At 75.0% G+C, this 2,576-nt stretch carries 2 protein-coding genes; both read left to right on the top strand.

Features of this window, described 5'->3' with window-relative positions:
* Window positions 1-141: 141 nt before the first annotated feature.
* Window positions 142-1,479, top strand: a complete 1,338-nt coding sequence (locus BN2279_RS07855) for a hemolysin family protein (RefSeq protein WP_059007823.1) — start codon at window positions 142-144, stop codon at window positions 1,477-1,479.
* Window positions 1,476-2,492: a hemolysin family protein gene (locus tag BN2279_RS07850; protein WP_059007821.1), complete on the top strand. Its 1,017-nt coding sequence runs from the start codon at window positions 1,476-1,478 to the stop codon at window positions 2,490-2,492. The genes BN2279_RS07855 and BN2279_RS07850 overlap by 4 nt, the downstream gene beginning before the upstream one ends.
* Window positions 2,493-2,576: the final 84 nt, after the last annotated feature.

Raw genomic sequence — 2,576 nt, 5'->3', positions numbered from 1 at the left:
ATCAGGGGCAGAAGGGGTAATCACGCGCGCACCATCGTCGTGGGCAGGGCCAGATGCGGAAAAGAAGCAGCCCCGTCCCCGGCCCGTCGCCGCCCGCGCCCCGCGCGGGAGGCCCGAGCCGGCCGGGACGGGGGTGACGCGGTGACGGAAGTCCTGCTGCTGCTCGTCGCCCTGCTCCTGACGCTGGCCTGCGCGGTGTTCGTGGCCGCCGAGTTCTCGCTCACCACGGTGGAGCGCGGCCAACTGGAACGGGCCGCCGCCGCGGGCGACAAGCGCGCCGCGGGGGCGCTGGAGGGCGTGCGCGCGCTGACGTTCCAGCTCTCCGGCGCGCAGTTGGGAATCACGGTCACCTCGCTGGTCATCGGCATGCTCGCCGAGCCGTCGCTGGCCGCGCTGCTGCGCGGGCCGCTGCGGGCGGCCGGACTGCCGGCCGGAGCCGCGTCGTCGGCCGCGGTGGCGCTGGGGGTCGCGCTCTCCACGGTGCTGCTGATGGTGGTCGGCGAACTCGTCCCGAAGAACTGGGCGATCTCCCGGCCGCTGGCCGTCGCCCGGGTGGTCGCCGGCCCGCAACGGGGCTTCACCGCAGCCTTCGGCCCGTTCATCCGCCACCTCAACGACACCGCCAACCGCCTGGTGCGGCGCCTGGGCCTGGAACCGGCCGAGGAGCTGGCCTCGGCCCGCACCCCGCAGGAACTCGTCGCGCTGGCCCGGCACTCGGCGGCCCAGGGCGTGCTGCCGCCGGACTCCGCCGAGCTGTTCGTGCGGACCCTGCACCTGGGGGAGCTGACCGCCCACAGCGTCATGACCCCCCGCGTGGACGTCCACGCGCTGGCGGCGGACGCCACGGCCGCCGACGCGGCGAACCTGACGCTGGCCACCGGCCTGTCCCGGTTCCCCGTCTACCGCGACGGCCTGGACGACGTCGTCGGCGTCGTCCACATCAAGGACGTCCTCGGCCTCAGCCGCCGCACCCGGACCGTCACCCCCGTCTCCCGCGTGATGACCGAGCCGCTGCTGGTGCCCGGCACCGTGCCGGTGGACCGGCTGCTGGAGCGGCTGCGCGGCGGCGGGTCGCTGGCGGTGGTCGTGGACGAGTACGGCGGCACCGCCGGGGTGGTGACGCTGGAGGACATCGTCGAGGAGGTCGTCGGCGAGGTCCGCGACGAGCACGACCCCGCCGCGGCCCCCGACCTGGCCCCCGCCGGGACCGGCACCTGGGAGGCCGACGGCGGGGTCCGCGTCGACCGGCTCGCCGCGATCGGGCTGACGGCGCCGGACGGCCCGTACGAGACGGTCGCCGGGCTGCTGGCCACCGCGCTCGCCCGGATACCCGCCGAGGGCGACACCGCCGGGGTGGCGGGCTGGCGGCTGACCGTCCTGGCCACCGCCCGCCACCGCGCGGCACGTGTCCGGATCACCGCCCCCGGCGCCCCCGGCCCGGACGACCCCGGCATCCCCGACCCCAGGAGCCGACCATGACGGCCTTCCAGCTCGCCCTCGGGGCGCTGACCCTGATCACCAACGCCTTCTTCGTCGGCGCCGAGTTCGCCCTGATCTCCGTCCGCCGCGACCAGATCGAACCGCGCGCCGAGGCCGGCGAACGGCGCGCCCGCACCGTGCTGTGGGCGCTGCGCCACCTCTCGCCGATGATGGCCACCGCCCAGCTCGGCATCACCGTCTCCTCGCTGGTCCTCGGCGCGGTCGCCGAACCCGCCATCGCCCACCTGCTGGAACCGGTCTTCGACACCCTCGGTGTGCCCGGCGCGCTGGCCCACCCCATCGCCTTCGCCGTCGCGCTGTCCCTGGCGACCTATCTCCACATGCTCGTCGGCGAGATGGTCCCCAAGAACATCGCCCTGGCCGCGCCCGAACGCACCGCCCTGGCCCTCGGCCCCGCCCTGGTGGCGGTGACCCGCGCGCTGCGGCCGTTCGTCTTCGGCGTCAACGCCTTCGCCAACGCCCTGCTGCGGCTGCTGCGCGTGGAGCCCAGGGACGAGGTGGCGTCGGTCTTCACCGACGACGAACTCGCCCGCATCGTCAAGGACTCCAGCGACGCCGGGCTCCTGGAGGCCGCCGAGAGCGAGCGGTTGCGCGACGCCCTCGCGCTGGGCACCCGGACCGTCGCCGAGATCGTGGTCCCGGTCAGCCGCATGACGACGGTCGATCTGCGCGTCACACCACGGCAGTTGGAACGGGCCTCGGCCACCTCCGGCTACTCCCGCTTCCCCGTCACCGGCCCCGGCGCGACCGTTCTGGGTTTCCTGCACGTCAAGGACGCGCTGGGCGCGGCGGCCCGCGACCGGCCGTTCCCCCGCGAAGCCCTCCACCCGGTGATCCGCATCCGGCCGGAGACACCGCTGGACGACGCGCTGACCGCGATGCGGGCCGGCAGCACCCACCTGGCCGCCGTCACCAGCGACAAGGGATCCCTGCTCGGCTTCGTCACCATGGAGGACGTCCTGGGCGACCTGGTCGGCCCCGCCCCCCGCTGACCCCCCCGTCTCTTATACACACCCCCCCCTCTCACCCCCCAGCATTCGGTGCGCCCCATCGCTCCGCCTCGCGCTCTCCGACTA

Source organism: Streptomyces specialis (assembly GCF_001493375.1).
GTDB lineage: Bacteria > Actinomycetota > Actinomycetes > Streptomycetales > Streptomycetaceae > Streptomyces > Streptomyces specialis.
This window is presented reverse-complemented; position numbering and strand designations above follow the sequence as displayed.